Origin of the sequence: Flavobacterium sp. H4147, from assembly GCF_029360735.1 — a bacterium.
Taxonomy (GTDB): Bacteria; Bacteroidota; Bacteroidia; order Flavobacteriales; family Flavobacteriaceae; genus Flavobacterium; species Flavobacterium endoglycinae.
Genome location: NZ_JARKNB010000002.1, coordinates 787,461 through 810,342, shown reverse-complemented (window position 1 = coordinate 810,342; position 22,882 = coordinate 787,461). Strand labels below are relative to the sequence as shown.

General features: G+C 33.8%; 24 protein-coding genes. 6 read left to right on the top strand and 18 right to left on the bottom strand.

Features of this window, described 5'->3' with window-relative positions:
- Positions 1–44: 44 nt before the first annotated feature.
- The 8 genes from P2W75_RS11295 to rsfS all read right to left on the bottom strand — a co-directional run bounded on the left by P2W75_RS11295 (position 45) and on the right by rsfS (position 6,807).
- A complete protein-coding gene (locus P2W75_RS11295; protein ID WP_276380556.1) occupies positions 45–1,103 on the bottom strand; it encodes a glycoside hydrolase family 130 protein in 1,059 nt (352 codons plus the stop codon).
- Positions 1,104–1,174: 71 nt separating this feature from the next.
- Positions 1,175–1,957, bottom strand: coding sequence for a superoxide dismutase (locus P2W75_RS11290; RefSeq protein WP_207296856.1), 783 nt, complete (start codon positions 1,955–1,957; stop codon positions 1,175–1,177).
- Positions 1,958–1,963: 6 nt separating this feature from the next.
- Positions 1,964–2,233: an acyl-CoA-binding protein gene (locus tag P2W75_RS11285; RefSeq protein WP_207296855.1), complete on the bottom strand. Its 270-nt coding sequence runs from the start codon at positions 2,231–2,233 to the stop codon at positions 1,964–1,966.
- Positions 2,234–2,887 (bottom strand): phosphatidylserine decarboxylase family protein, encoded by a 654-nt coding sequence (locus tag P2W75_RS11280; RefSeq protein ID WP_276380555.1) that lies wholly within the window; start codon positions 2,885–2,887, stop codon positions 2,234–2,236.
- On the bottom strand, positions 2,877–3,767 hold the full coding sequence (locus P2W75_RS11275) for a phosphatidate cytidylyltransferase (protein ID WP_207296853.1): 891 nt from the start codon (positions 3,765–3,767) through the stop codon (positions 2,877–2,879). Before P2W75_RS11275 ends, P2W75_RS11280 begins: the two co-directional genes overlap by 11 nt.
- 1 nt (position 3,768) lies before the next feature.
- The gene (locus tag P2W75_RS11270; protein WP_207296852.1) at positions 3,769–4,377 is read right to left on the bottom strand and encodes a lactate utilization protein B/C; all 609 of its coding nucleotides are present in this window, start codon (positions 4,375–4,377) and stop codon (positions 3,769–3,771) included.
- A 115-nt stretch (positions 4,378–4,492) separates the two neighbouring features.
- Positions 4,493–6,418 carry an ATP-dependent zinc metalloprotease FtsH gene (gene ftsH / locus P2W75_RS11265; RefSeq protein ID WP_207296851.1) on the bottom strand — a complete coding sequence of 642 codons (1,926 nt, stop codon included), beginning with the start codon at positions 6,416–6,418 and terminating at the stop codon, positions 4,493–4,495.
- Positions 6,419–6,435: 17 nt separating this feature from the next.
- A complete protein-coding gene (rsfS, locus tag P2W75_RS11260) occupies positions 6,436–6,807 on the bottom strand; it encodes a ribosome silencing factor (RefSeq protein ID WP_012024667.1) in 372 nt (123 codons plus the stop codon).
- 95 nt (positions 6,808–6,902) lie between these two features.
- Here rsfS and P2W75_RS11255 point away from each other — a divergent pair, with 95 nt between their 5' ends.
- Complete coding sequence (locus P2W75_RS11255; protein WP_276380554.1) at positions 6,903–7,631, top strand: biotin--[acetyl-CoA-carboxylase] ligase; 729 nt, start codon at positions 6,903–6,905, stop codon at positions 7,629–7,631.
- A gap of 115 nt (positions 7,632–7,746) precedes the next feature.
- Here P2W75_RS11255 and P2W75_RS11250 read toward each other — a convergent pair whose 3' ends face one another.
- Positions 7,747–8,139, bottom strand: a complete 393-nt coding sequence (locus P2W75_RS11250; RefSeq protein WP_095930842.1) for an orotate phosphoribosyltransferase — start codon at positions 8,137–8,139, stop codon at positions 7,747–7,749.
- 273 nt (positions 8,140–8,412) lie between these two features.
- Positions 8,413–9,057: an orotate phosphoribosyltransferase gene (gene pyrE, locus P2W75_RS11245; protein ID WP_207296849.1), complete on the bottom strand. Its 645-nt coding sequence runs from the start codon at positions 9,055–9,057 to the stop codon at positions 8,413–8,415.
- A 7-nt stretch (positions 9,058–9,064) separates the two neighbouring features.
- Here pyrE and P2W75_RS11240 point away from each other — a divergent pair, with 7 nt between their 5' ends.
- Positions 9,065–9,694 carry an NUDIX hydrolase gene (locus P2W75_RS11240; RefSeq protein WP_207296848.1) on the top strand — a complete coding sequence of 210 codons (630 nt, stop codon included), beginning with the start codon at positions 9,065–9,067 and terminating at the stop codon, positions 9,692–9,694.
- A gap of 284 nt (positions 9,695–9,978) precedes the next feature.
- Here the strand turns inward: P2W75_RS11240 and P2W75_RS11235 are convergent, their stop codons facing one another.
- Positions 9,979–11,409: a hypothetical protein gene (locus tag P2W75_RS11235; protein WP_276380553.1), complete on the bottom strand. Its 1,431-nt coding sequence runs from the start codon at positions 11,407–11,409 to the stop codon at positions 9,979–9,981.
- 134 nt (positions 11,410–11,543) lie between these two features.
- Positions 11,544–13,271 carry a M14 family metallopeptidase gene (locus P2W75_RS11230; protein WP_276380552.1) on the bottom strand — a complete coding sequence of 576 codons (1,728 nt, stop codon included), beginning with the start codon at positions 13,269–13,271 and terminating at the stop codon, positions 11,544–11,546.
- Between the two features lie 266 nt (positions 13,272–13,537).
- Here P2W75_RS11230 and P2W75_RS11225 point away from each other — a divergent pair, with 266 nt between their 5' ends.
- Together P2W75_RS11225 and P2W75_RS11220 are read left to right on the top strand one after the other, a co-directional pair.
- Positions 13,538–14,896, top strand: a complete 1,359-nt coding sequence (locus P2W75_RS11225; protein WP_276380551.1) for a DEAD/DEAH box helicase — start codon at positions 13,538–13,540, stop codon at positions 14,894–14,896.
- 174 nt (positions 14,897–15,070) lie between these two features.
- The gene (locus P2W75_RS11220) at positions 15,071–15,514 is read left to right on the top strand and encodes a hypothetical protein (RefSeq protein WP_276380550.1); all 444 of its coding nucleotides are present in this window, start codon (positions 15,071–15,073) and stop codon (positions 15,512–15,514) included.
- A gap of 208 nt (positions 15,515–15,722) precedes the next feature.
- On the opposite strand, the gene P2W75_RS11215 is transcribed toward P2W75_RS11220, so the two are convergent.
- From P2W75_RS11215 to P2W75_RS11200, 4 genes are all read right to left on the bottom strand, one after another.
- On the bottom strand, positions 15,723–16,301 hold the full coding sequence (locus tag P2W75_RS11215; protein WP_276380549.1) for an alkylphosphonate utilization protein: 579 nt from the start codon (positions 16,299–16,301) through the stop codon (positions 15,723–15,725).
- A gap of 65 nt (positions 16,302–16,366) precedes the next feature.
- The gene (gene coaD / locus P2W75_RS11210; protein WP_207296842.1) at positions 16,367–16,825 is read right to left on the bottom strand and encodes a pantetheine-phosphate adenylyltransferase; all 459 of its coding nucleotides are present in this window, start codon (positions 16,823–16,825) and stop codon (positions 16,367–16,369) included.
- 91 nt (positions 16,826–16,916) lie between these two features.
- Positions 16,917–17,609: a DUF421 domain-containing protein gene (locus tag P2W75_RS11205; protein ID WP_207296841.1), complete on the bottom strand. Its 693-nt coding sequence runs from the start codon at positions 17,607–17,609 to the stop codon at positions 16,917–16,919.
- A 143-nt stretch (positions 17,610–17,752) separates the two neighbouring features.
- Positions 17,753–18,724: a D-alanine--D-alanine ligase gene (locus tag P2W75_RS11200; RefSeq protein ID WP_207296840.1), complete on the bottom strand. Its 972-nt coding sequence runs from the start codon at positions 18,722–18,724 to the stop codon at positions 17,753–17,755.
- Between the two features lie 258 nt (positions 18,725–18,982).
- Here P2W75_RS11200 and P2W75_RS11195 point away from each other — a divergent pair, with 258 nt between their 5' ends.
- Together P2W75_RS11195 and P2W75_RS11190 are read left to right on the top strand one after the other, a co-directional pair.
- The gene (locus tag P2W75_RS11195; RefSeq protein WP_207296839.1) at positions 18,983–19,603 is read left to right on the top strand and encodes a PASTA domain-containing protein; all 621 of its coding nucleotides are present in this window, start codon (positions 18,983–18,985) and stop codon (positions 19,601–19,603) included.
- Positions 19,593–20,633, top strand: coding sequence for an RluA family pseudouridine synthase (locus tag P2W75_RS11190; RefSeq protein ID WP_207296838.1), 1,041 nt, complete (start codon positions 19,593–19,595; stop codon positions 20,631–20,633). Before P2W75_RS11195 ends, P2W75_RS11190 begins: the two co-directional genes overlap by 11 nt.
- A 242-nt stretch (positions 20,634–20,875) precedes the next feature.
- Here P2W75_RS11190 and P2W75_RS11185 read toward each other — a convergent pair whose 3' ends face one another.
- Positions 20,876–21,487 carry a family 16 glycoside hydrolase gene (locus P2W75_RS11185; RefSeq protein ID WP_276380548.1) on the bottom strand — a complete coding sequence of 204 codons (612 nt, stop codon included), beginning with the start codon at positions 21,485–21,487 and terminating at the stop codon, positions 20,876–20,878.
- Positions 21,488–21,630: 143 nt separating this feature from the next.
- Complete coding sequence (locus P2W75_RS11180) at positions 21,631–22,872, bottom strand: ATP-binding cassette domain-containing protein (protein ID WP_276380547.1); 1,242 nt, start codon at positions 22,870–22,872, stop codon at positions 21,631–21,633.
- Positions 22,873–22,882 lie beyond the last annotated feature (10 nt).

The following is a 22,882-nucleotide window of genomic DNA, read 5'->3' as shown; positions in this document are numbered from 1 at the left end:
AAAAAAACTCGTTTGGATGTTCTGTCTAAACGAGTTTTTTGTTTTTATATCTTTTGAAGCAGGGATAGAATTTCTCTAATTGAAAAATGAGCGCCACAAACAAATTCATCCGAAGCACCATAATAAACTGTGAGTGTATCGCCGTCTGGTTCTAATATATGACCGTTTGTAAATACAACATTTCCGAAAAATCCGCTTAATTCATAATGAGTTTTAGGAAACATAATAGGAGTTTCGGTTCTTGAAATGACTCTGGACGGATCATTTAAATCCATTAAAAAAGCACCTAAACAATATTGGTGAAATTCATTCGCGCCATGATAAATTTCGAGCCAGCCAAATTCTGTTTTAATGGGAGCAGCGCCAGCGCCAACTCTTTTGCTGTCCCAATGATTTTTTCGAGTCTTTATAATACATTTATGATTTCCCCAGTGAAGGCCATCGGGTGAAGAAGCAATCCAGATGTAATTCCCGCCAATATCTACGCTGCTCGGACGATGTAAAGCATAAAATAAGCCGTTTATTTTTTCTTCAAAAATGGCGCAGTCTTTATTGTGCGGCGGCAGAATCATCCCTTGTTTTTGAAAGTTTTTCCAATCAGTTGTCGTACGAAGTCCAACGCCAACACCATTTCCAGAAACTGATGTGAATGTCAAATAATATTTTCCTTCGATTAAAGAAACACGACAATCTTCTATTCCGAAAGTTTCTAAAATTCCTTCACCTACCAAATACGGATAATCTTCTGGTTCGTAAAAGTGGCGTCCGTCGTCGCTGCATAATAACCGAATATGCGATAAAGTCGTCAAATAATCAATTCCTTGGTAATTAATTACTCGTGCATCTGTTGCGGTTAGTTCAGGATGATCTTTTAAAATTTCGATAATTTGTATAGTTCCGTTTTCTGTTAAAATAGGGAAGGAGATAATATTTTCTGCCTGTTTGGGTCTTTCGGCAACTCTCACTGCGAGCCAGATTTTATTTTGAAACTGAAATACACCTGGATTTAACAGACAGGTAATTTCTAATCCTTCTCTGCTTGGCGGTAGATCTGATGGCGATAACAGAGGGTTTTCTGTAAAACGATTTGCAATATCTTTCATATCCTTAAATTTCTAAAAGTACTTTTAAGGTATAAAAAAAAGCTGATACTTAATTCGTACCAGCTTTTTTATTAGACTTTTTTAACCTTTTTGAGGGCTTCTATATAATATTCGTTTACTTTTTCCCAATTAATATGTTCGTAAAAAGCATCGATATAACTTCCTTTTCTGTTTTGATAATCCAGATAGTAAGCATGTTCCCATAAATCAATACCTAAAATTGGCGTTCCCGGAATCAATGCATTTTTCATTAACGGATTGTCTTGATCTTCAGTTGTTGTAATTTGTAATTTTCCGTATCGGTCTACTACTAGCCAAACCCAGCCAGATCCAAATTGTTTTTCAGCCTGCGCTTTAAACTGATTGGTAAGATTATGAAACGAACCAAATTCTTTATTAATAGAACCTGCCAAAGTATCTTTTGGAGTTTGTTCTTTTTGAGCCAAAACATTAAAATAAAGCGTATGATTGTAATATCCTCCGGCGTTCTGACGAAGTTTAGCGTTATTAAGGTCTAGTTTTTTCAAAATATCCTCAATAGGCATGTTTTCGTATTCAGTCGAAACAATCTCTTTATTAAAGTTATTGGTATACGATAAGTAATGTTTAGAATAATGTGTTTCTAAAGTTAAGGATCGTATTGCAGGACTTAAACCATCGTAGGCAAAAGGTAATTTAGTAAGTTCAAATGAACCCGGATCTGCTTTTACATCGTTTGGTGATCCAATTGTAATTTTTTCTTCTTTCGTTGGCAGCGGCACCTCAACTACTTCAGTCAATTTATTGTTATCATTACAAGAAAATAATAGAAAGAATGAAGCCAAAATACCGAAACGAATCATGTTATTCTTCATAATAATTTATTTTGATGTTAGTGAATTGATAATTTCGATATAATTCTCTTTTGCTTCGTCTACTGATAAATGGCTGATCTGCATCCAAGCATTTGTTTTAAAAGCATTTCTTAAATCAAAATTGTCAGACTGATTGTAGACAGCTGTTCCAAATGTAGCTTGTTTGTAAAACGCATAAAGTCTTAACTGCACATCTTGCGGCAGAGAGGCTTGAGTCATTTTTAAAGCAGTTTCTACAGCCTCAGAAAAACGTGTATCTAAATCTTTTTCTGTCATTTAAGCTTTAGTCGCGATAATAGTTTTACCTCCAATTGCTTTTTGGCCTAGAACCACATCAATTGGTGTACCTAAAGGTAAAAATAAATCTACTCTAGATCCAAATTTAATAAAACCTGCATCCGTTCCTTGAACCACTTGCATTCCTTCTTTAGCATAATTTACAATTCTACGTGCCAAAGCACCAGCAATTTGTCTGTAAAGAATTGCTCCAAAAGTATCATTTTCGATCACAACAGTCGTTCTTTCGTTTTCCTCACTCGCTTTTGGATGCCAAGCTACCAAAAACTTTCCTGGATGGTATTTACTGAATTTTATAATTCCGTCCATTGCGTAACGTGTAACGTGTACATTGATTGGTGACATAAAGATAGAAACCTGTAAACGTTTGTCTTTGAAGTATTCACCTTCGTAAACTTCTTCAATAACTACCACTTTTCCATCAACTGGAGCAAGAACGTGATCGCTGTTTCGAATGGCAATTCTTTTTGGGTTTCTGAAAAATTGTAGAATAATAATTAAAACTGCTAAAGCAAAAATCTGCAATAGTTTTTGTAACCAATAAATATTAATAAACTGGTCAGCTAATAGAACTACAATAACAGTAAAAACTACACCTAATAAAATAGACGGGCCTCCTTCTTTATGAAACATAATATAAAATTTGATAAAATAAAAATATAATTGGTGCTACAAATATAACACTATCTAATCGATCTAAAATACCTCCATGACCGGGCATGATTGAACCACTGTCTTTTACGCCCGCAATTCGTTTGAATTTGGATTCTATTAAATCACCGATAGTTCCAAAAAAACTCACGATAAGTGCAATAATCATCCAGATTAAAATTGATTTACTGCTGAATTCAGGTTTGGGCTGGATGTATAATTTTGAAATTAAATATCCGGCAAAGGCCGCGAACACCATTCCACCCACAAAACCTTCAATGGTTTTTTTAGGAGATACACGCTCAAAAAGTTTGTGTTTTCCCATTGATTTTCCAACCAAATAAGCAAAAGTATCATTTGTCCAAATCAATACAAACAAACCAATAATGATTTTCGGATTGTAATTGTTTGTTCCAAATGAAATTTTTACCGTAAAAATAAAAGGAAGCGTAATGTATCCTAATAAATACAAATATTTTGATGAAGTGCTGATTTTTTGAACAGAATCATAAAACAAAAAAATAATACATTTTATCGATACGACAAGTGTAACAGCGAGCAGTATTAAATCTAGTTGTTTAATATTTACGTTTAATATCAGGTTTGAATTAAAAGTTGTATTTAGGAAGTTCTCAGTCTGTAAATTGTAATGACTGATTAATATTACCGATGAATAAAGTATTAAACCAAATAAAATTGAGGAAATTTTATTCAGATTTACAATGTTGCTGAATTCGTAAATCGTAATGATTAAAAAAAGACCAAAAAGAAGAATAAAGCTTTCGGTAGAAAACAATATCGAAGTTAATAGTAAAGCGATATAAACAGCACCAGAAATGGTTCTCTTCAGTGTTTCATTCATCTTAAAGATCTTCTAAGAGCAATAAATATAAGTTTTTAGCAACACTTCCGTATTGGGTAAAATCTTCTTCTTTTGCTTTTTCGAAATATTTTATTGTGGTGATATTAGTAGGGTAATCTCTTTCGTATTTACGTTTAATGGCGCTTAGTCCATCACTTTTCATGGGAAGAATTTGACTTGTTGTAGCAAGAATAACAATATTTGCTGGTAAATCGTTTGGTTTGTTTTGTCTAATTTGTCTTGATGAAAACAAGATAGAGCCTTCATCTGCAATTAAATTTTCGCAGCTTGCTAAAAGAAATTTCGGATGAGAAGGAGCGATATAAAATAATTTGTTTTCTTCTAATAAAGGAAAAAGAGCTGATTCATAGCATAAAACTTCATTTTCGAACCAGTCATTTTCTTCTAAGATGTTTTCAAATTGTTCTACAACTTCATCTTTATTTTCACAGTATAGAAATTTACCTCCATTTTTCTTGAAATTGAAAATGAATTGTTCATCTAAAGACAAATGACTATTCGGGGCAGAAGAAGTTCCTGAATATTCGCTTTCGTGTTCTTCGTCAGAAGCAGATTCGCCGGAACCAAATATTTTTTTGAAAAAATTCATTTTTATATGAAATGCTTTACATGTTAATTGAAAACGTTCAAAGATAAAAAAATCTTAATTCAAAAGGGTATTTTGAATTAAGATTTTAAAAAATATTACTTATTTACTGAATAATTTACGAAACGACTTCCTCTAAATTTTTATCAAAAGTACGTTTTCCGAAAATTGCTTCTAAATCATCTTTAAAGATAACTTCTTTTTCAATCAATATATCAGCAAGCTGATTTAGCTTGTCTTTGTTTTCTTCAAGAATTTGAATGGCTCTTTGGTATTGACCTTCAATTAGTTCTGAAATTTCAGCATCAATAATTTTTGCTGTTTCATCAGAATATGGTTTTGAGAAATTATATTCGCTTTGTCCTGTTGAATCGTAATACGTAACATTTCCGATTTTATCATTCAAACCGTAAATCGTTACCATCGCACGAGCTTGACGCGTTACTTTTTCTAAATCGCTTAATGCTCCAGTCGAAATTCTGTCAAAAGTTACCTTTTCAGCAGCTCTTCCTCCCATAGTAGCACACATTTCGTCTAACATTTGATCTGTTCTTACGATTTGTCTTTCTTCTGGAAGATACCAAGCAGCACCCAAACTTTGTCCACGAGGAACAATTGTTACTTTAATAAGCGGCGCAGCGTGTTCTAACATCCAGCTTACAGTAGCATGACCAGCTTCGTGAATTGCAATTGCTCTTTTTTCTTCTGGAGTAATGATTTTATTTTTCTTTTCAAGACCACCAATAATTCTGTCAACTGCATCAAGGAAATCTTGTCTGTCAACTGCAGCTTTGTTGTTACGAGCGGCAATAAGAGCGGCTTCGTTACAAACATTAGCAATATCAGCACCCGAGAATCCTGGAGTTTGTTTTGCTAAGAAATCAAGGTCAAGACCTTCGACTTTTTTAATAGGAGCTAGGTGAACTTTAAAAATTTCAGCTCTTTCTCGAATGTCTGGTAAGTCAACAAAAATTTGTCTGTCAAAACGTCCTGCACGCATTAAAGCTTTGTCAAGAACATCAGCTCTGTTGGTTGCTGCTAAAACAATTACGTTAGAGTTAGTTCCAAAACCATCCATTTCTGTTAATAATTGGTTCAGGGTGTTTTCTCTTTCGTCATTTCCGCCAGACATGTTGCTTTTTCCTCTTGCTCTACCTACAGCATCAATCTCGTCAATGAAAATGATTGCTGGAGATTTTTCTTTCGCTTGTTTGAATAAGTCACGTACACGAGATGCACCAACTCCGACGAACATTTCAACGAAATCAGAACCAGATAATGAAAAGAACGGAACTTGTGCTTCACCAGCAACTGCTTTTGCTAATAATGTTTTACCAGTTCCCGGAGGTCCTACAAGTAAAGCTCCTTTTGGAATTTTACCTCCTAGATTGGTATATTTTTCTGGATTTTTAAGGAATTCAACAATTTCCTGAATTTCTTCTTTTGCACCTTCCAAACCAGCAACATCTTTAAATGTAGTTTTGATATCTGTTTTTTCATCAAAAAGTTTGGCTTTAGATTTTCCAATGTTGAAAATCTGTCCGCCTCCGCCAGCGCCTCCGCCAGACATTTTACGCATAATGAAAATCCATACACCAATGATGATGATAATAGGAAGTAAGCTGATTAAAATATCGCTCCAGTTATTTTTCTGAAGGAAATTGAAGTCTTTTAGTTTGCCTTCTCCAACTGCTTTTTCAAGTTTAGTTTGGAAAATTTGATCGTTACCAATTTCTAGTGTATAGTGAGGACCTTTGTTTGGTCTTTCAAAAATATCTTTAGCAACTTTTTTATTAGCAGGGTCTTTCAGTGCTGCAGTATTTAAATACACCTCAGCTTCAGCTTTATTGTAAACGATCACTTTTTCAATTTGTCCTTTTTCTAAAAGTGTATTGAATTTAGAAGAAGTCAATTGAGCAGGTTCGCTTAAGTTAGATCCTCCGGTAGCAAAACTTATAAATAAAAAAACTAAAAGTATTGCGGTATATATTAACCAGGGACTTATTTTAAATTTACTCGGATTTGGATTATTATCTTTAGCCATTTAGAAAAATTTTTCTTTTAGTATTTGTTTTCGATTGTAGTTATTTTGGCATCACCCCAAAGGCTCTCGATATTGTAATATTCACGAATGTGTTTTTGGAAAACATGCACCACAATATGCACATAATCCATTAGAACCCACTCCGCGTTATCGGTTCCTTCTACGTGCCAAGGTTTATCTTTTAAGTCTTTTGATACAGTTTTTTGAATTGAGTTTACAATGGCGTTAACTTGGGTATTTGAGCTTCCGTTGCAAATTACAAAATAGTCACAAACTGCTGTGTCTATATCTCTTAAGTCAAGAATGTCGATGTCATTTCCTTTTACTTCCTCAATCCCTTTGATTATGTTCGCCAATAGAACATCATTATTAATAGTCTTTTTCGCCATGAATTATTTTATATGTGAATTTGTAAAGTTACCAAATTTTGTGATTATTTTTGAACCTTAACAAAATATTAAATTAAGTTATTTAAATTATTTTAATGAGACTAATCAAACTCGATGCCATAGATTCGACAAATGACTTCCTAAAATCGTTGTCGAGCCACGATGAACCAGAGAATTTTACTGTGGTAACAGCTGAAAATCAGACAAAAGGCAAAGGACAAATGGGAGAGAAGTGGAGCTCTGAAGCCGGTAAAAACTTAATTATGAGTGTTTTGGTAAAGGATTTTCTGTTTGATAATGAAAAGGTTTTTGATTTAAGTATTGTGGTTTCTTTAGCAGTTACAGAGGTTTTAAAATCGTTAAATATTCCTGATATCTGTATTAAATGGCCAAACGACATTCTGTCATACAATAAGAAACTGGCTGGCATATTAATCGAAAACACTATAAAAAGTGATGGCAGGATTTTGTCAGTTATAGGAATTGGAATGAATGTTAACCAAACAGATTACAGCGAACTGCCAAATGCTTCCTCTCTAGCTGTTATTTCGGGAAAAACCTTTAATAAAGAAACACTAGCAGTTTTAATTGTCGAAAAACTGCAGGAGAAAATTAAGTTTTGGGAAACTTCTGCTGAGAGTTTTCGAAATGATTATTTTAATTCTTTATTTAAAAAAGGAGTTCCAATGCCTTTTAGAAATCAGAATGACGAAAATTTCATGGGAATCATTCAAGGTGTTTCTCCAATTGGAAAATTGCAGGTTTTACTTGAAGATGATTCTGTAGCGGAATTTGAAATTAAAGAGGTTAAAATGCTTTATTGAGAGTGGCAAAGGCTCAATGGTGCAGAGGTTCAGAGGTTTTTAGATGAAAAACAAAAAAAGTCCAATCGCTTAGATTGGACTTTTTAATTTATAATTCACAACTTACAATTCACCATTATAACTTGTGCATATTGTTTGCTAAAGTTTCGATAAACTTACTGATTGGACCTTTAACCATCATTGCCATCATAGCGTTGAATTCTCCTTCAAAGAATAATTGAACCGCACTTTCTGAATCAGAAATGGTGTCAATGTTTGAAGTTAAAGTGAAAGGAAGTTTATCACTTGCTGCACCCAAAACAATTTTGTTTGGAGCAACTTTATCTTTCATTTTTAATTTGATTTCCGGCATCCCTTTCAATCCAAAAATAAAAGCGTCTTCGCCAGTCACTTCAAATTTAGCAATATTATCTGGCATTAATTTTTCGAAATTCTTTACGTCAGTCAATTGATCAAATAAATCTTGAGCTGATTTCTGAACTGTAACTTTTGGACTTTCTAAGTTCATATTTGTTTGTTTTTATTATTTAACCGCAAAGGGCGCAAGGTTTTTTTTATATAGTTTGACTTTATTAACGCAAAGTTCGCAAAGCTGGAAATTAAAATAAGTTCCAATTTTTAAAATCCAAATTCCAAAAAAGAGCGAAGCGATTTTTAGAAAATCTAAAATCTAAAATCTAAAATCTAAAATCTAAAATCTAAAATCTAAAATCTAAAATCTAAAATCTAAAATCTAAAATCTAAAATCTAAAATCTAAAATCTAAAATCTAAAATCTAAGATTATTCCTGTCCCCAAGTCGATGGGCTTTCGCTCCATTCAAGCAGGGTCGATTGCTGATCTTCGGTGATGTATTGTTTTTGAACCGCTAAGCTTAAAAGATTTTCGTAGTTGCTTAAAGTGAATAAATCAAGGTTAGCTTCTTTGAAATTTTCTTCGGCAACACCAAATCCGTAAGTGAAGATAGCGGCCATACCTTTAATGTTAGCGCCTTCATTGCGTAAAGCTTCTACAGCAAGTAAACTGCTTTTTCCGGTGCTGATTAAATCTTCAACCACTACAACATTTTGACCTTTTTGTAAAAAACCTTCCACTTGGTTTTGTCTTCCGTGTTTTTTTGGTTCTGGACGTACATATACGAATGGAAGACCTAAACTTTCGGCAACCAAAATACCAACTCCAATGGCTCCAGTGGCAACACCAGCAATGACATCAGGCTTTCCAAATTGTTTTTCGATGTTCTTAGCAAACTCATCACGAACATAATTTCTGATGCTCGGAAATGAAAGAATTAACCTATTATCGCAATAAATAGGAGATTTCCAACCAGAAGCCCATGTAAAAGGATTTTCGGGATTCAATTTAATTGCATTTATTTGCAAAAGCAATTCGGCTGTTTTTTCGGCAGTATCTTTATTAAAAATCATAGTACAAATGTATAAAGTTTTTGTAAACGACAAACCACTTTTTTTGACAAATGAAATCTCAAAGGAAACAGATTTTCAATTGTTCTTGTTGGAAAGTATTGATATCGAACAGCTTATTATAAAAATTTTTCAAAATAAAATTCAAAAAGCAATTCTATATCATCCCGACGAAAGTGAGATCATGAAAACCCTTAAAGCCAAGATTCCGGTTAACAAAGCCGGCGGTGGTTTTGTATATAACAAGAAAGGCGAGGTCTTATTTATCTTTAGAAACGGAAAATGGGACCTGCCAAAAGGAGGAATCGAGAAAGGGGAAGACATTGAAGAAACCGCTATGCGTGAGGTAGAGGAGGAGACAGGGGTTAACAAGCTTCGTATTACGAATAAACTTCAAAAAACCTATCATATCTTTAAACGCAACGGAAAGTACAAGCTCAAAATCACGCATTGGTTCGAAATGCAGTCTGATTTTGAAGGAACGCCACACGGACAACTAGAAGAAGGAATCGAAAAAGTGGCCTGGTTAAACCCAGAACAAATTAAAGAAGCACTTACAAACTCTTACGAAAACATCAAATTATTGTTTGAAGAAGAAAAAATTCCAACGGATAAAAAATCGATGGAAAAATTTCAATAGAAAAATTTCAAATAACAAAGCTATTTCAAGTTTAAATTGGAATTTAAATTATTTGGTCGTGCCACCAATTAAAAAAGACTTTGGCAGCTTAGCTCAATCCCTCACGCAATCGTATATTTTGTTCAAGCTGAAAAAGAAAAAGTGGAATTTTTAGAAAAAATATTGAAGGATAAATAAGTTCTTTTTATTCTTTCTACAATAATGAAAAGCCTAATAACATAATGTTTTTATTAGGCTTTTTTGTTTAGTTTACTATCGTTAGCGTGAAGAATTTTAATTTCGGATTATTCTTTAATTTGCCCTTGTAATTGAAACAATCCACTTAATTTCATGCCGATTTCTAGATTTTCAAAACTCATATTTTCTTTGTTTACAAACATTTCTATAGTAAAGAAATCTGGAATATCGTTATTAGTAATTAACCTGATTTTTAAAATATAACCTGACGAAGGTCTGTTATCAAGAATATCAATTTCTCTAAAACTTTCTAATTGTCCTATGAAGTCAAAATAACCAAATTCGGACCTTTTACTATTAGGCATGTACATCGTAAAATCTTCGCTGTAATTTGGTCCGTCAGCTGTTGTTTCTGGCATGTTGCTAATCTCAAGAGTGTAAATTATACCGCTTAATTCAATGTTTAATTTCTTATTAGAATGGTATTTTTCTTTATTTATTGCATAGTCGGTTGCAAAATAAATTAAACCAAAAGTATCTCTTCCGTTTCCTGTTATTACTGCTTCTAGATTATCAATATTATCCCATTCGTTTATTTGTTTATTTATAACATCGACAAAAAAATCAGTTTTTAATACAGGAAAAGCTGTGCGGGTTGTATTATAAGTTTTTTTAACGCCTCTAAAAATTATATTATCTGAAGCGTATTCAGAAATTAAAACTTCATTATTTGATTTTACAGGTTCTTGAAATAAAACAAATGTAGAATGAATGGTTAGAAAATTTCTGCCTTCCTCACTGTTTAATCGATCAAAACCAAAAACTCCTGCCCACATGTCGCCAACAGTTCCATTGTTTACTTTTTTTATTTTTAATCCAATTTCATTTTCGATTATTTGTTCTTCAATAATTACTCTTTCTTGAAAATAATCTTTTCCTTCTTTTAATTCCGTCTTTAAAATCAAATTATTTTGTTCTCTAGAAAAAGTTGAGATACCATCAAATGATATTTGGTCTTCATTAAAAAAATAACGCAAACCTAAATTGCCTTTAAGATCAGTCGTTTTATACTTGATCGAAATAGCTGTAAATTCATCATTTTTTTTTGATACAGAATGATTATTATCGTCTTGAAAGTTAGAATGATAAAGAATCACATAAGATTTTATAGATTTTTCATTCAGTCTTTTTTCAAATTCAATTTCCATATTTGAAATTACTTCAGCAGCAGAAAGATTATAACTAATATCTTTTGCAATGTATAAGTAGCCAATTATTTCTCCATCAGTTTTTTGATACGCTGCAATTGGTGCGTAATTATTTTGAAGTTGCATTCCAATAAACCGAACAATGTATTCGCTGTAGATTCTAATCAATAGAAAAACTTCATTTGGGTTTTTAGTAATTTCTATATTTTGTTTTTTTGCATAAATTTCATTCAAAGATTTTCCACTTTGTTTAATCGAAGAAACTGTGTTTTCTTCAATTTCTGTAGTTTCAATTTTTTGTTTTTTCTTAAAGAAGTCAAAAAGTCCCATTATGATTTTTTATTAGTTAGTGTTCTGATTATAATTCAACTTTGACAAAGTTTTTAAACGTACAGCTTTGCGCTCTTAGTGTTTTCTCAACCCAATCAAAAGCAAAAAAATCTTTGCGTTCTTTGCGGTTAAAACTACAAAACACGATAAACAGGATACTGCATATGAGCTTTTTCATAGTAAACCGAATGTTTGTAAATCCAGTCTAATTGTGCTTCGGCGCTTTTTGCAAATTCGCGGTCATTTTGTTTTTTGGTTTCTAATTCTGCTTTTAAGGCTGGATTATCTTTTAAAAGCTGAGCTGCAGTATCTTCAAAAATATATTGGGAATAATGTTCTTTTTGCTGTAAAATAGCATCGAAGAAATTCCAGTTAAAGAACGAATCGACACCTTCTGGTTCAAAAGCTTCTAGAAGATATTTTACGCCTTTTTGGTTCGTTGGAACGTAATAATCTCCTTTAGCGAAATTCATTTTTACCATTTTAGAAGTTATGGTTGTATTTCGGTGCAAATAATGTCCTTCGTAAGCAGATGGAACTGTTTTAAAGTCAGCAATTCTATAACTTTCAACCTCAACAACTGTATCGTTTTTAAATTGCCTGAAAGAGATGTTATTGTTTTTCAGCAGCTCAATAATATTCCAATAACCACGCGGAATGATATAAGCAGAAGGTATAATAACCTCTTTTTGTGATTTGAATTCCTTGATGTACGGAACGTCTTTTTTATACGGTTTGCTTCGGTCGTAATACAAACGATTGCCTGTTGTGGCTTCACTTTTTTTGTAACCTGCTTCGTAACCCCAAAAGGTAAATTTGGTTGCTTTCGTACTGTCCATTTCCCATTTTAAAGTATAGGATTTTTTAGGCTGATATTGTTCTAGATTCTTTACTCGTAAATCTTTTATCTTTTGATAATTCGCATCGGTAAAATCCATAGTTGTTTTCATGTATTCGTAGGTCATTTTTACACGTTCGGCATATTTTTTTAGCATGTGCGTTTCTACCACAAAACCAATCGTATTAAACAATGAAGTATAACCCGTAGTATATCGCGGACTGTCAACAAACTGTCCGAAACCTTTGTCAGGTGTATCTTTAAACGAATCAACATAAGGAGTCGTTTCGATTTTCTTTTTCTGAAGATCTTTCACCAAAGCCGGCATCATTTCGTCATTCATAAAATCGCCCAAAACAGTTCCGAGTTTGTTGTGCTGCGTAATGATATACGTCAGCTTGTATTGGTAATCAGAACCATTGCTTACGTGATTATCGATAAAAACATCGGCGTTTATTTTTTGGAAAATCTCTACAAAGCTTTTAGTATTTCGAGTATCGGATTTCATTAAATCGCGATTCAAATCGTAGTTTCTAGCGTTTCCTCTAAAACCATAAATTTCTGGTCCATCCTGATTCGCGCGTGTTGTCGAATTTCGATTTAAAGCGCCGCCAATATTATAAACCGGAATGGTAACCAAAACAGTGTTTTTTGGCGCTTTCATTTTTCCAGTTGCCAAATCTCTGTAGAATTGCATAGTCGCATCTATTCCGTCAGGTTCTCCGGCGTGGATTCCGTTATTGACAAACAAAACGGCTTTGGTTTTCTGAATTTTATCAAAATCAAATTCCTTGTCAGGATTAAAAGTAATCATGTGCAAAGGTTCACCAGAATCTGTCAATCCCATTTCTTTCATCTGAATGGTTGGAAAATCAGCAGCAAGCATTTTAAAATAAGCAATGGTTTCCTGATAAGATGCGGATTGATTTCCGTTTCCTTTCTCAAAAAAAGTGTCGTATTTTTTAATGTTTTGAGCAGAAATAGAGATTGTGAAAAGTGAAATGAGAATGGTAAAAAGTTTCATGGTTTGGGTTTTTATGGAATCAAATATAAGTTTTTTATTTGTTTAAAAGTTTCAAGTTTCAGGTTTCAAGTTGATGTACTTTTTCTATATTTTTTTAACCGCAAAGGTGCTAAGGTTACACAAAGTTCGCAAAGCTTTGCGTGCTTTGCATTTGCTCAACTAAATCTAAAACAAAAAACTTTGCGTGCTTTGCGGTTAAATCACCACCATAACCTGAAACCTGAAACAAGAAAAACTAGAAACAAAATTTTAGTTACTTTTGCAGCATGAAAAAACACCATTCTAACGATATACTTTCGAATTTAGGGATTCAGAGTCTGAACGAAATGCAGGAAATGGCACACGATGCTATTTTAAACGAAAACAATACTTTATTGCTTTCTCCAACTGGATCGGGTAAAACATTGGCTTTCCTGCTTCCGATATTAGAATTATTGCAGCCGGAAATATTATCGGTTCAGTGCTTGATTTTGGTTCCGTCACGCGAACTTGGACTGCAGATTGAACAGGTTTGGAAAAAAATGGGAACGCAATATAAAGTCAATATTTGTTATGGTGGGCATTCAATTGAAACTGAAATCAAGAATTTAAGCAATCCGCCGGCAGTTTTAATTGGAACGCTAGGAAGAATTGCCGATCATATTGACCGTGAAACTTTCAGAACCGATAAAATCCAAACTTTGATTTTAGATGAGTTTGATAAATCGCTGCAATTGGGTTTTCATGAGCAAATGTCTTTTATTATTGCAAGATTACCGAAAGTTAATAAACGAGTTTTGGTTTCGGCAACTTCAGATATTGAAATTCCAAAATATACAAAGGTCATCAACCCAACCGTTTTAGATTTTATTCCGGAAGAAGAAAAGAAAACGAATCTTTCGATGAAAATGGTGATTTCGCCAGCAAAAGATAAACTGCAAAGTTTGTTCCATTTGATTTGTTCTTTAAAATCAGAATCAGCTATTATTTTCTGTAATCATCGCGATGCTGCAGAACGTATTAGCGATACTTTGAACGAAAAAGGAATTTATTCAGTGTATTATCATGGCGGAATGGATCAGGAAGAGCGGGAGAGGGCTTTGATTCAGTTTAGAAATGGAAGTGTTACGTATTTAGTCACAACCGATTTGGCTGCGAGAGGTTTGGATATTCCAGAAATGAAACACGTTATTCATTATCATTTGCCTTTAAAAGAAGACGAATTCACGCATAGAAACGGACGTACAGCGCGTATGCAGGCGACGGGAACGGCCTATATAATCATTCACGAAAGTGAAAAAGAATTGGATTATATCGATTATGAAATGGCTGTTTTAGATGTTGAAGGAAAAGTTTCGCTGCCAAAACCGCCACAATTTCAAACTATTTATATCAGCGGAGGAAAGAAAACAAAACTGAATAAGTTTGATATTGTAGGTTTCTTTTCGCAAAAAGGAAAATTAGAAAAAGATGATTTGGGGTTAATTGAAGTAAAAGATTTTGTATCGTTTGCTGCTGTAAAATACAATAAAGTAAAAGACCTTTTGAAGAACGTAAAAGACGAAAAAATGAAGGGTAAAAAGTTTAAAATTGAAGTAGCCCGAAATGTTATTAAAAAAGAAGAAGAAAAAAGTAAGAAATTTTAGTTTTTTTTGAACTTTTAAGAAGTCTTTTGTTTTTATATGATGTTGTAAATCAATTTATTATGTAATATTGAACAAGTTTTACAATTTTGTGTTAAAAAAATAATGCTTTGATAGGTGTTTTTTCAATATTTCTATGTTTTTTTGTTGCAGTAAAATTGTAACCCCAAATTCATTATGAAAAAGATTATTACCCTTGCTATTTTGTTCTTTAGCGTTGTTTCATTTGCACAGGTTAAAGTTCTTGAAACAGTTCCTGTTGAGAAATTAGGAAAAGTAAATAACAATTACATTCAGAAAATTGGTGACGAATACACTGTGTATTACACTATTGTTCAAAGTGATGATGATTCGACTTTGAGAAAATTTTCATTCAAGAACATAGATAATGCTTATAACTCTTTATACAACATTATCATTGGAGGATTTACAGCTTCTCCGTTGTACGATATCAAGTTAGAGTTACCTAACAATTACATCTGGTTACACTACACAGGAAATGTAGTTCCAGATAAGGCTACAGTTCAATTTATGGTTTCTGGTAAAGAAAGAGACGCAGCAACAAACAACGTTTCTGAGCCATTCGTAAAAGATCAAATCAACAAATTATTCCAAAAATAATTCTTTTTTGAGGTTCAAAGGCTCAAAGAGATAAAGGGACAAAGTTTTTTAAACTTATCCTCTTATATTATAAAGAAAAGCTGTTCTTAATTGAACGGCTTTTTTGTTTTTAGGCTCAGAAGGTCAGAGCAAAAAAAGGTTCAAAGGTTGATTTCAATTAGAAATCTTTGTCCCTTTGAACCTTTGTCCCTTTGTTACTCAAAAAAAGCTATATTTTTTTCACGTATTGTGTAATAATCACAATTTGCTGTCCGTCTACTTTTCCTTCGATGTATTCTGCATTTTCGTGATCTAATCGGATGTTTCTAACGGCAGTTCCTTGTTTGGCTACCATACTTGATCCTTTTACTTTAAGATCTTTGATTAAAACTACAGAATCTCCGTGTTGCAAAACTACTCCGTTACTATCACGGTGAACTAGTTTGTTTTCGTCATCTTCGCCTTCGCCAGTTGCTTTTGCCCATTCAAGAATATCCTCTTCTAAATACATCATGTCAAGTAATTCTTGAGGCCATCCGGCAGAGCGCATACGGCTTAACATTCTCCAAGCGACCACTTGTACTGGAATGTTCTCATTCCACATACTGTCATTCAGGCATCTCCAGTGATTTAAATCTACTTTGTCAGGATTTTCAATTTGGTCAATACAAGTATTACAGGCTAATATACTTTCATCAAGTCCTCCTTTTCTAGTTGGTAATACTTGATAAACTTTTAGGTTTTCTTCAGCTCCGCAAAGCTCACATTTAGATCCGCTTCGTTTGCTTAATTCTCTTTCGATGCTCATTATGATTGTTTATTTTAAAAATGCGAAATTACTTATAATTTGCTTCGCTGGCAAATTTATGATTTTTATTTCTGAACCCTAACTGCATCTGGAACCAGCATTTCATATTCGCCTCCATGACGCAGTACATCGCGTACAATGCTTGAACTGATAAACGAGGTACTTGCAGCTGTCAGTAAGAAAACAGTTTCTATTTTCGATAGTTTTCTGTTGGTGTGTGCGATCGCTTTTTCGAACTCGAAATCGGCAGGGTTTCTAAGGCCTCTTAAAATAAAATTGGCTTTTAGTTTTTTGGCCAGATCAATTGTTAATCCTTCATACGTAATAACCGAAACTTTAGGCTCGTCTTTGAAGGTTTCTTCAATAAAGCGTTTTCTTTCTTCGAGAGAAAACATGTATTTTTTTTCGGCATTTACACCAATTGCAATTATGATTTCATCAAACAAAGGAATTCCTCTTTTGATAATATCTTCGTGTCCAAGTGTAATGGGGTCAAATGAGCCCGGAAATATTGCTTTTCTCATTTTTTTAAGGTTCAGAGGTTTAGAGTGGCAAAGGTTCAAAGGATTAATTTGAACTTATTTTTGGAATTTGGAATTTATTTTTTGGAAATTTTTATGTTATTCTCTTGGTGTTTATAGACGTAACCCATTCGTCTCTTTTACAAACTTTACAATTTGCTGTTCCAGTTTTTTGCTCTTGCGTATGTCCACAGAAACTACAAGAATAAATTCCGTCAGCAGGAATGAATTTATTTTTTGTGTAAAATAACGAAGGCAGAATAGGTAATCCATATCCAACATCTTTGTCATCGTAATAAAAAACGCTGATTTCACCGCTGGTTTCAATAAAAGCATGTTTGACTTGACCTAAATGTTCGATTGATTTGATTCTCAATTCAGCAAAGAATTCGTCTTGTGCCAGACTTTCTTTTTTAAAAGTTGATATAGAGAACTTACCATCATTTATTAGACATTCGGTTTTACCTTCTATAAATTCTTCAAATTTTTTGCTTTTTCCTGTCAGCCAAGTTACAGAGCGGTATAAAATGATTATTGTAGAAAAAACTATCGCTGCGGGAATGATTCCAACATCTTCATAAAACATTGGGTCGCCAGCGGCTGAACCTAATGCTATAATAATTACGGTTTCGAAAATCGATAATTGTTTTACACCTCGTTTTCCAGCTAATTTTAGGGTTAGAAGTAAAATAGTGAACATTACCGTTGAACGGAAAATAACTTCAAGGATAAATGATTCTGGAAGGTTGTTGTAAAACAGTCTATTCCATTCAAAGATTTCTTTCATTTTTTTGGAGGTTCTAATTTTGAGATTCTAAGGTACTAAGTTTTTAGGTTGAAAGGTTCATAGGCTTGGATTTTGCCCAGCCTGACCATCAAAAAATAAAGGTGCTAAAACTTAAAATCTTAGCACCTTAGTGTCTTAATATCTTATTTTAAAGCCAGCTCAATTGCATTTGTAAACAAATCTTCCAGAGAAATTCCAGCTGCTTTTGCTTGCTGCGGAATCAAACTTTCTGTTGTAAGTCCCGGAATCGTGTTCATTTCGAGCATATAAGGTTCGTTGTCTACGATAATAAATTCGCTTCTTGAGAAACCTTTCATTTTTAAAACTTCGTAAGCACGTTTGGCTGTTTCTCCTACTTTTTGTGTCAGCTCATCAGAGATTCTGGCAGGAGTGATTTCTTGTGATTTTCCTTCATATTTCGCTTCGTAATCGAAGAAATCATTGTCGGATACGATTTCTGTAATTGGTAAAACGATGATTTCGCCTTTGTAGTTTATTACACCAACAGAAACCTCCGTTCCGTCAAGGAAACTTTCGATGATGATTTCGTTGTCTTCTTTGTAAGCAACTTCAATTGCGATTGGTAATTCGGCTTCGGTTTTTACTTTTGAAATTCCGAAACTAGAACCGGCTTTGTTTGGTTTAACAAAACAAGGAAGCCCTACTTTTTTAATGATTTCCTGAGTATTGATAACATCGCCTTTGTTTAGGTAATATGAAATGGCAGTTTTGATTCCGTAAGGTTTTAAAACCGACAATAAATCTCTTTTGTTGAATGTCAATGCTGATTGATAATAGTCACAAGAAGACTGCGGAATTCCTAATAATTCAAAATAAGCCTGCATTAATCCATCTTCTCCCGGAGTTCCGTGAATGGCGTTGAAAACACAGTCGAAAGTAATTTTTTCTCCGTTTACTGTAACTGAGAAATCATTTCGGTCGATTGGGAATTCGGTATCGTTGGCGTCTACATAAACCCATTTTTCTTTGAAAATATGAATACGGAATCCGTTGTATTTTGTTTTGTCAAGATATTGGTATACAACGTTTCCGCTGATAAGGGAGATTTTGTATTCGCTTGAATATCCGCCCATTATGATGGCAATGTTTTTCATTGACTTTTGTTTAATTGTTTAATCGTTATTTTTTGAATCGAAATTTTCTTTTGAAAACGAATGCCTAGCCCCGATAGAGCCGGTATCCTTTTTGATCTCATCTTTTATGAGAGCAAAAAGATATAGGCGAAAGCGGGAAAATGCTCCTTCCTTCGACTAGGCTCAGGATGATGAATAGAGGCTTTCTTGTTTTAAACAAAATTATCATTTTTTTTGAAATGAAATACTTTATCTTTGCGTTCAACTAAAAATAAATTTATGAGTTTACGTAAGTATTTAACCAGCCGAGTGTTTTTTTTACAAGTATTGGCTGCAGCTGCTATTATTGCGATTTTAGGGTATTTGTTTATGCATTGGTTGACATTTACAACGGATCACGGACACGAAATTGCGGTTCCGAATTTAGCAAGACTGACAGAAGAGCAAGTTGAAGAAAAACTAGACGAGCTGGATTTAGATTATGTGCTGTTGGATAGTGTGGATTATAGAAGTGAATTTCCGAAATACAGTGTTGTAGAGCAGGATCCTCTGCCTGGAACAAAAGTAAAAGTGGGAAGAAAAATATATATTAAAATTAATTCATCGGGATTTTCATCTGTTAAGATTCCTGATTTAATTGAAAAAACATATCGTGAAGCTGTTCCAACTTTAAAGGCTTTAGGTCTTGAGCCGGGAACGATTACTTATATTCCAAATCTTGGAAAAGATATGGTTTTGGAAATGCGTTTGAAAGGAAGAAACTTAAAAGTAGGAGATCGTGTTTTGAAAGCGTCTAAAATTGATTTGGTTTTAGGTGATGGAAAAGCGAGTTATGTAGATGAAAGTCAGGCAGCAGACAGTACTGCGGCGCCTGTAGAAACCCCAAATGATGAACAATAATATTGAAGAAAATTTAGATCTGGAAGACGAATTATTCGAGCATTACAGATTTGAAGTCCCAAAAGGTCAAGCGTTTTTGCGTATTGACAAATATTTGATGTATTTGATTCCGAATGCCACACGAAATAAAATTCAGAATGCGGCAACGAATGGGAATATTTTTGTGAATGATGTTCCAGTAAAATCAAATTACAAGGTTAAACCTTTTGATGTGATAACGGTTATGCTATCGCATCCTCCATTTGAAAACAGGGTAGATCCTGAAGATATTCCGCTGGATATTGTTTATGAAGATGATGCACTTTTGCTGATCAATAAACCGCCAGGATTGGTTGTACACCCAGGACATGGTAATTATACCGGAACTTTGGTGAACGCTTTGGCATTTCATTTTGAAAATCTTCCAATGAACAGCAGTGAACGTCCGGGATTGGTACACCGAATTGATAAAGATACATCAGGACTTTTGGTTGTAGCGAAAACTGAAGCAGCTATGACGCATTTGGCAAAACAGTTTGAAGCTAAAACAACTGAACGCGAATATATTGCTTTGGTTTGGGGTAATGTTGCTGCCGAAAGCGGTACCATTGAAGGAAATCTGGCAAGACATTTAAAAGATCGCATGCAAATGGCGGTTTTTGATGATCCTGAAATTGGTAAACCTGCGATTACTCATTATAAAGTTTTGGAACGTTTTGGATATGTGACTCTGATTTCTTGTAAACTGGAAACGGGAAGAACGCACCAGATTCGCGCGCACATGAAACATATCGGACATCCGTTATTTAATGATGAACGTTACGGTGGTCATTTGATTTTGAAAGGAACGACTTTTACGAAATACAAACAGTTTATTGAAAATTGTTTCAAAGCATTGCCACGTCAGGCGCTGCATGCTAAAACGCTTGGATTTGTTCATCCGAATACGGGAGAATTAATGCGTTTTGATACCGAACTGCCAGACGATTTTAAAGAATGTATTGAGAAATGGCGTAATTATTCTAAGTCGCATAATGTTGACGAAGAGTAGTAATTAGATAATTAGGGAATTTGTCAATTAGATAATTTTCCTTCCTTTATAAAATAGAAAAAGCTCCTTTTTGGAGCTTTTTTGTTTTACCATAATTTTATTCGTTCCAATATTCCGTAGAGGCGCAATGAAGTGCGTCTAACGTATCGTGGATATTCGTTGCGGAGACGCACTGCAGTGCGCCTCTACACATATGCTTTGTGTTATAATTTTCTAATTGACACATTCTCAAATTAACTAATTTAAATAGATTTGATTCTTAAATTGGTTATTTTGACTTCTCCGTTGGTTATGAAGCCTAACTTTCCTTTTTGGTTTAGATTGCTTTTTTCAAGAGAATATTCTAAAGTTGTTTTGTCGTTTACAGAAAAGTACAATTGATTATTGAGGACTTTAATTTTTACGGAATACCATTTGTTGTTTTCCAATTCCATTGGTTTTTTGAACAAGGTTTTTCCGCCTCGTTTGCCATACGAATCGTCTTTTTTATCATATACGCCGTCGCCAATTACTATGTTTTGATCAATTTGATATAAGTAGGTTCTAATGTATTTTCCTTTATCCAGATTGAGCATGATTTCAAATAAAGATTCTTTGGTCATGTTGACGTTCAAATCGACCTCATAATTCTCTGGAAGCTGTTTTTTTGAAACTAAAACACCCCAAGGCGAAAGGGAACCGTTTCCGGTAAGGGTATCACTTTTTAGAATCCATTCTTTAGAATTGATTGTCCAATCTGATTTTAGTTCTTTAGAGTGGTTGAAAGTATATTCTTTTTTTGTTGTTGAAATCGTACTAGAACACGAAATCATTGCTAATTGTAGAACAAGAAATAAGGCAAATTTTGTTTTCATTTAATTTAATCCCGAATGATATTTTAATTTTATTATTGAACCTTTGTGCGGATATTCGTTGCGAAGATGCGCTGCAGTGCACCTCTACAGAAATGATTTGCGTTCTGTTGATAAATTATCTAATTGACAAATTATCTAATTATCTAATTCAATTCCGAATGATATTTTATTTTTCCAATTGATCCTGTTTCTGATGGTAGAAGTTCAAAAACCGAAGTAGGAGCAAGGCCTTCTTCAATTCGGTGGGAAACGTATAAAATGGTAACGTTTGTTTCTTGTTTTATAGTGTTAATAAGCTGAATTACCAAATCAACATTTTCGTCGTCTAAACCTTCTACAGGTTCGTCCAGAATCAATAATGGCGGATGTTTTAAAACGGCACGAACAATTAAAGCAACTCTTTGCTGGCCAATAGAAAGATCAATAAAACGCTTTTTTCGTAAATGTGTCATTTCGATCACTTCCAGCCATTGTGTAACTATATTTTTTTGATGTGTTGTTGGTTCCGTGTAAAGTCCGATCTGGTCAAAGAATCCCGATAAGATCATTTGTTCTAACGTGTGGCCTTTTTGGAATAAATCAGTCATGGAAGTGGTGAAGATTCCGATTTGTTTTTTGATATCCCAAACACTTTCTCCCGTTCCTTTTTTTCGTCCAAATAAATACAAATCCTGTCCAAATCCTTTTGGATTATCACCTGTAATTAGTGATAAGATTGTGCTTTTTCCAGATCCGTTTGGGCCAATTAACTGCCAGAATTCCCCTTGTTTAATAGTCCATGAAATTTTATCCAGAATTTTTCTTTCTTCATAACTAACCGAAACATTGTCGAGTTTAATTAATACACTTTCGTGGAAGTTATGCGGTTCTGCAGCTTTTGGGATTACAGCTGTATTTAAGGTTTTAAAATGTGTATTGGTTTGAGAAAGCGCATGCAGTTCAAACGTATTGTCTTTTATTTGTGCTTTGTTTGGAACAAATGCGAGCACATCGACTACACGATTGACAATTTGTATAATGGCGATTTCATTACTCAGATCTTTTAATGATTCTGCAAGAACTACTCGTGAAGCTTGGTCTAAATGATCAAACGGATTGTCGAAAATGATAAAATCTGGTTTTTGATTGATGCAGTATTTTAAGAATTCTTTTTTTCGTTCACCCGATGAAAAAGTTCGCAATTGTCTATTTGAAGTTGTTGAAGCTTCAACGCTATCGTATTGAAACTCTTTTTCGATGAATTTCTCGATCGCAATGTCAGAGAAAAGAATTCCTTTTTGGTTATTAAAAACGGCTAAATCTCCTTTTGCTTCGCCTGCAAGTAAAGCGTCTATAAATGCTTTTTTATTTACTTGATTTGACAAAAGTATATCCCAGTGCTGCATTGTATTATTT